Origin of the sequence: Bacillus sp. AP50 (assembly GCF_040492675.1) — a bacterium.
Lineage (GTDB): Bacteria > Bacillota > Bacilli > Bacillales > Bacillaceae_G > Bacillus_A > Bacillus_A cereus.
The window spans coordinates 21,484-28,317 of the sequence record NZ_JBEUTW010000095.1; the positions used below are offsets into that span (position 1 = coordinate 21,484).

Sequence of the window (6,834 nt, forward strand, 5' to 3'; positions counted from 1 at the left end):
ATTTTTAGTTTCATCTTTTAAAAGTTATCTAATGCTTTTTCCATAATGGAAACAGATTTATAAGGTGGCGTTACTGTTAATGAACCCTTTACAACAGTTTCTCCTTTTTCATCATGAGCAGATACAAGCATATCAATTGTATGTTCCTCCTCAGAAACAGCCACAACTTCAAAGTGGATTTGTAACGTTTCATAATGGTGAACATGTTTCACGAATGTAAGGTCCTTTCTCGTAATATGACTTCCTGGACCCGGTAAATATTTCGTAACCGCCGTTGTAATCATTCCCGTTAGCATAATGCTTGGTACAATCGGCTTTTCATACGGAGTTTGGGATGCGTAATCATGCTGAATATATAATGGATTGGCATCATTCGTTAACCCTAAGTACAATAACAAATCTTTATCCTCAATTTTTTCAGTGATAGATAATTTCTCTCCTACTGTAATTTCATCCATTTTACGACCAATTTGAACTTTTTTCTTTAACATGTTACAACCCCCTCCGATTTTTTCACCTTATTATCCTACTAAAAGCGATACCTTATCCGAAATTTACTATGATGAGGGCAATGTATAGTATAAATCTACAGTTTCATTATAGGATATTACAAATGATAGCGTTTTCATATTATTTCAAAAAAACAATTCGGTAAATAGTAGAAAAAGATTCGGAATCCCGAATCTTTTTCACTACTATTCAATTATTAAACAAGAACTTTCATTACGTTACGTACAGATTCTACAGAGCGATCTAACGCTTCTTTTTCATCTGCAAGAAGTTCTAATTCAATAATTTTTTCAATTCCGTTACCACCTAGAATTACTGGTACCCCTAAGTAAAGGTCACTATAACCATACTCACCTTCAAGGTACGCAATAGCCGGTAATACACGGCGTTGATCTTTTAAGATTGCTTCTGTCATTTCAACTAAAGAAGCTGCTGGTGCGTAATATGCACTACCGTTTCCTAATAAGCCTACAATCTCACCGCCACCTTTACGTGTACGTTCTACGATTGCTTCTAAACGCTCTTTCGGAATTAACGTTTCTAACGGAATACCGCCTGCATATGAATAACGCACAAGAGGTACCATGTCGTCACCGTGTCCACCAAGAACAAATCCTGTAATATCTTTTACAGAAAGATTTAATTCTTGTGCGATGAATGTACGGAAACGAGCTGTATCTAATACACCCGATTGACCGATAACACGCTCTTTCGGGAATCCTGCTTCTTTAAATACAGAATATGTCATTGCATCAACTGGATTTGTTAACACAACAATAATTGCATTTGGTGAATGTTTTGCAATGTCGCGCGTAATACTTTTCATAATTTTAGAGTTTGTTGCTACTAAGTCATCACGGCTCATACCAGGCTTACGTGCAATACCTGCTGTAATAACGACAACGTCAGAATCAGCAGTATCTGCGTAATCAGATGTTCCAATAATGTTAGCATCAAAACCTTGTACTGGGCTCGCTTCTAACATATCTAACGCTTTCCCTTTTGTTGGATTTTCCAGTTGTGGAATGTCCACTAATACAACATCTGCCAGTTCTTTTTGTGCTAATAAGAATGCCGTTGTTGCTCCTGTAAATCCTGCACCGATGACTGAAACCTTCTTGCGTTTGATTGTCATAATTTACCCCCCCGCTTTAATTATGCGTTTTTGATTATCGCTACATCCATGTTTTTAATAAGTTCATTAGCGAACTCAGAACATTTCACTTCTGTTGCACCTTCCATTAAGCGTGCGAAATCATAAGTTACTACTTTTGAAGCAATTGTTTTCTCAACAGAAGCAGTTACTAATTTCGCAGCTTCGTTCCATCCTAAGTGTTCTAATAATAATACACCTGAAAGAAGAACAGAAGATGGGTTTACTTTATCTAAACCTGCATATTTTGGAGCTGTACCGTGTGTAGCTTCAAAGATAGCATGTCCAGTCACATAGTTAATGTTTGCACCAGGTGCAATACCAATTCCACCTACTTGTGCAGCAAGTGCATCAGAGATATAGTCACCATTTAAGTTCATTGTTGCAACAACATCGAACTCACGTGGACGAGTTAAAATTTGTTGTAAGAAGATGTCTGCAATAGAATCTTTTACGATGATTTTTCCAGCCACTTCAGCGTCTGCCATCGCTTTATTCGCTGCATCTTTACCATCTTTTTCAACGATACGATCGTATTCAGCCCAAGTAAATACTTTGTCGCCGAATTCTTGTTCCGCTACTTCGTAACCCCAGTTTTTGAATGCACCTTCTGTAAATTTCATAATGTTTCCTTTATGAACTAATGTAACAGAAGAGCGTTTTTCGTTAATTGCATATTGAATTGCAGCACGAACAAGACGCTTTGTCCCTTCTTCTGAAATCGGCTTAATACCAATACCAGATGTTTCTGGGAAGCGGATTTTATTAACACCCATTGCTTCTTTTAAGAAAGCAAGAACTTTTTCTGCTTCTGGAGATCCTTGTGCATATTCAATTCCAGCATAAATGTCTTCTGTATTTTCACGGAAAATAACCATATCAGTATCTTCCGGACGTTTTACAGGTGAAGGAACACCTTCAAAATAACGAACTGGACGTAGACATACATATAAATCTAATTCTTGACGAAGTGCTACGTTTAAAGAACGAATACCACCGCCAACTGGAGTTGTAAGTGGACCTTTAATCGCGATTAAATATTCACGAATTAAGTTTAAAGTTTCTTCTGGTAACCACTCGCCTGTTTGGTTGAATGCTTTTTCCCCTGCAAGCACTTCTTTCCAAACGATTTTCTTCTCACCATCATAAGCTTTTTCAACTGCTGCTTCTAGTACGCGAGATGCAGCTGCCCAAATATCAGGACCAATTCCATCTCCCTCGATAAATGGAATAATCGGATTGTTTGGTACATTCATAACACCATTAGTTACAGTAATTTTTTCACCTGTCGTCAATGTGATAACCCCCATGTTTGAAATTTCATATGTATGAAACTGAGGGAATAACCCCTCAGTTCAAACCGTTAGTCAAATTAAAATATTCTAATCATTACATCTTTCCGAAAAAATCAGACTTTTGAAAGCGTATTTTCACTATCAAAATAGTGTTATTCGCTTATCGTTGTGCAATTGGAACATACACTTGATGCGTTGGTCCATTATAATCAGCACGCGGACGAATTAAACGGTTGTTTTCATATTGTTCTAGAATATGAGCTAACCAGCCTGACATACGGCTAATTGCAAAAATAGGTGTAAATAAGTCATGGTCAATTCCTAAACAATGGTATACAGAAGCTGAATAGAAATCAACATTTGGTGGAAGACCTTTTTCTTTTGTTACAATGTCTTCAATTTTGATAGACATATTATACCATTTCTCTTCTCCTAAAAGCACGCATAATCTCTTAGACATTTCACGTAAGTGTTTTGCACGTGGATCACCCTGCTCATACACACGGTGGCCAAAGCCCATGATTTTCACTTTATTTTGAAGAGCATTATGAATATATGACTCTACATTTTCTTCTTCACCAATCTCAGTTAACATCTTCATTACATTTTCATTTGCCCCACCGTGAAGAGGACCTTTTAATGCACCGATTGCTGCTGTAATACCAGAATATACATCTGAAAGTGTAGCTACGCAAACACGTGCAGTAAATGTAGAAGCGTTTAACTCATGATCTGCATGAAGTACAAGCGCCTTATCAAAAGCTTCAATTTCAACTTCATTTGGCTCGCGATCATTTAACATGTACAAGAAGTTTGCAGCTAATGATAAATCCTTTCTTGGCTCAACAATATCTAAACCTTTACGGATTCTCGCGTAAGCAGCAACTAAAGTTCCGACTTGCGCCTGTAATTTAACCGCTTTCAAATAATTGGACTTTTCATCCATAATTTCAGCGCTCTCATCGTATAATGATAGCATGGAAATTGCAGTTCGTAAAACAGACATCGGATGTGCAATTTTTAAATCTACTTGTTTCAAATATGTTAAAATCTCACCTGGAACTTTATAGTATTCAGATACAATTTCATTAAATTCCGCTAGTTCTTTTTCATTAGGAAGCTTGCGGTGCCATAATAAGTACACTACTTCTTCAAACGTAGCATTCTCAGCTAAATCATCAATATTATACCCAACATAAGTTAATGTATCATCAATAATAGAGCTCACAGATGATGTTGTTGCTACTACCCCTTCTAAACCTCGAATAACAGTCATGACATTCTCTCCTTTTCCTGAAAATTCTCCCAACCTTGCTCCTTATATCTATTTGCTCCCCTTATGAATTATGAACGCCCGTTCACTCTTTAGGCAAGCAAAATGCACGATCATGCAAATTTGTTGCGATGTTCCCCTCTTATTGTCCATTGTTTACATGGAAAGCATGAGCGTGAATGTCTCCCCGAATCCTCACGCTCAAAACAACAAGTTAGTGAGGAAAATACATTCCGAAGAGTTTTATGATAAAAACAACATAAAACAATATCATTATAAAATTGTTTTATGTTGTTTTTATTTTATCTGGTGTAAAGTCTCTGCTGTTATGTAACTTTTCAAAGTTTCTAATCCTATTATAAACAATTATCTGACTTTTGTGAACAGAAAGAATTCAAAAATTTTATATTACTATAAAATTCCTTATTTAAACATCTGTATAATACTCATAACCGCATAGGCAATTCCAGCCCCAATTAACGGACCAACAGCAACCCCATTAAATAGCGCAACCGCTATAATTGTCCCAAAAACAAGCGCAGTTGTAATGTGAGGATCCGTCGTCAACAATTGTACGCCGCCTTTCGCTAACAAAGCGACCGCTACACCTGAAGCTAAAGCAATCCACGCATAATAAGATTTCGCCGCTTCTCCAAGTTGTTTAAAACCTATTTCCCCTGTCGCAATCGGTACGAGCACCGCTATTGTAATGACCGTTACACCTAGGTTAATTCCTTTCGTTTGTAAATAAGGAAAGACCTTATCTCCTAAAAACGTAAACTTCAATAAAAATAACACACCAATAGCTACAGTAAGCGATTGGTTTTTAGCAATAAGTCCTATAATAAGTAGTATGAATAAAAATAACGTTGACTGACTAATCATGTTTGCACTTCCTTTCTGAAAATAATGAACTCATTTCCAAACAAAAATACCTTTAAACCTATCGTTATACATGCTATATCGATGCCTATTCAACATGAATCACTTCATTTTTTATGTATTTTAAAATGACAAACTGAGACTTTCACCATCAAAATTTAAGCATGTATACATTTTAAAAAACGGGCGTCTCTTCTTTCTTTTCTAATTAGAAACAGGTAAAATAAAAAGAAGAGAAAATGAAGTTTTTACCATATAGTAGAAGCATCAACACCAAGCTTTCACAGTCACTCACATACTGAAAAAGCAGGAAAAATCCATCATTCCACTATAACATAAAGTGAAACTTTAATCAGTGGAGCACACTCGTTATAAGTTGAACGAATTAGGATAATCCAAATTGGAATGGGAGGTATACATCTTTGAACCGAAACTTACTATATATGATATTGAGACTCATATTTGTCATTGTAGCAACGGTAGCTGGGTTCTATGTATTACTATACATGTCAGGGCTTATCTATCCTTTTATTATCGCTTTTGCATTTGCTTATTTGATTAATCCTGTCGTCAATTTCCTTAATCAAAAACTACAATTTCCTCGCGCACTAGCAGTACTCGTTAGCTTAATTCTCGTATTTGGAGCTATCGTTGGACTTGTTACATATCTTGTGACTGAAGCAATATCTGCCACAACATACTTACTACAACTTGTTACAGTAAAGTTTCCAGATATCGTTACATTCGCTCAGCAATTTGCACTTAATCATATTATGCCTCTCTACGATGATTTAATCTCTAAATTTAATCATCTTGGAGAACCACAGCGCTATACAATTACACAAAACATTCAAAACTTAGGAACAGAAGCAACAACACAAATGAAAGAACTTTTAACCGCCATTATAAGCGGGTTAACGAATTTCATTAGTGCACTGCCAACAACTTTAACTGTTCTTGTATTCATTTTATTAGCCACTTTCTTCATTAGTTACGATTGGCACCGTCTTGCTCAGAAAGCAAGAAAATTGCTACCGAATCGTGTACATGGCTATGGAAAAACTATTTTTGTCGACTTAAGAAAAGCTTTGTTTGGTTTTGTGAAAGCACAACTTACACTCGTATCTATGACAACCGTCATTGTACTAATCGGGCTTTTAATATTACGCGTACCATACGCCATTACTATTGCGATTATTACAGGAGTTGTAGATTTACTACCATACTTAGGAACAGGCGCAGTCTTCGTTCCATGGGTTATATACGTATTTTTCACTGGCGATACCGCATTCGCCATTGGTCTTCTCATTTTATACATCGTCGTGATTGTCCAAAGACAAATTATGGAGCCGAAAGTACTTTCATCTAACATCGGTCTCGATCCATTAGCAACACTCGTCGCTCTATTTGTCGGCTTTAAACTTTTTGGCTTTTTAGGATTAATCATCGGCCCAGTCACCTTAGTACTACTTAATACATTACACAAAGCTAATGTCTTCCATGACTTGTGGAAATATATTAAAGGTTCACCTTCAAAATAATAGTTTCTAATTCATACACAACAAAAAACTTACATGTAATCAGTGGGAATTTCCCACTGATTATTCCTTGTACTTATTTTTCATACTCATTACATAAAACAAGAGAATTGCACTCAAAAAAGATAATTCTCTTGTTTTTTTGCATGAAAAACGCATATTTCGTGGTGTTTTTACATATTT

6 protein-coding genes are annotated in these 6,834 nt (G+C 36.2%); 1 reads left to right on the top strand and 5 read right to left on the bottom strand.

Annotated elements, in window-relative coordinates; genetic code table 11:
* Positions 1–17: 17 nt before the first annotated feature.
* From ABWK52_RS08900 to ABWK52_RS08920, 5 genes are all read right to left on the bottom strand, one after another.
* Entirely contained in the window at positions 18–491 is a 474-nt protein-coding gene (locus tag ABWK52_RS08900) for a MaoC family dehydratase (RefSeq protein ID WP_000914181.1), read from the bottom strand.
* Between the two features lie 215 nt (positions 492–706).
* Positions 707–1,645 (bottom strand): malate dehydrogenase, encoded by a 939-nt coding sequence (gene mdh / locus ABWK52_RS08905; RefSeq protein WP_000153232.1) that lies wholly within the window; start codon positions 1,643–1,645, stop codon positions 707–709.
* A 20-nt stretch (positions 1,646–1,665) separates the two neighbouring features.
* The gene (gene icd, locus ABWK52_RS08910) at positions 1,666–2,958 is read right to left on the bottom strand and encodes an NADP-dependent isocitrate dehydrogenase (RefSeq protein WP_000206898.1); all 1,293 of its coding nucleotides are present in this window, start codon (positions 2,956–2,958) and stop codon (positions 1,666–1,668) included.
* A gap of 160 nt (positions 2,959–3,118) precedes the next feature.
* Positions 3,119–4,267 (bottom strand): citrate synthase, encoded by a 1,149-nt coding sequence (gene citZ, locus ABWK52_RS08915; protein WP_000503652.1) that lies wholly within the window; start codon positions 4,265–4,267, stop codon positions 3,119–3,121.
* A gap of 387 nt (positions 4,268–4,654) precedes the next feature.
* Complete coding sequence (locus ABWK52_RS08920; RefSeq protein ID WP_000625507.1) at positions 4,655–5,116, bottom strand: DUF441 domain-containing protein; 462 nt, start codon at positions 5,114–5,116, stop codon at positions 4,655–4,657.
* Between the two features lie 419 nt (positions 5,117–5,535).
* On the opposite strand from ABWK52_RS08920, the gene ytvI reads away from it, so the two are divergent.
* Positions 5,536–6,654: a sporulation integral membrane protein YtvI gene (gene ytvI / locus ABWK52_RS08925; RefSeq protein WP_001081388.1), complete on the top strand. Its 1,119-nt coding sequence runs from the start codon at positions 5,536–5,538 to the stop codon at positions 6,652–6,654.
* Positions 6,655–6,834 lie beyond the last annotated feature (180 nt).

Coding starts and splice junctions, on each gene's coding strand:
- mdh (WP_000153232.1), bottom strand. CDS start 1,645: ATGACAATCAAACGCAAGAAGGTTTCAGTCATCGGTGCAGGATTTACA.
- ABWK52_RS08920 (WP_000625507.1), bottom strand. CDS start 5,116: ATGATTAGTCAGTCAACGTTATTTTTATTCATACTACTTATTATAGGA.
- ABWK52_RS08900 (WP_000914181.1), bottom strand. CDS start 491: ATGTTAAAGAAAAAAGTTCAAATTGGTCGTAAAATGGATGAAATTACA.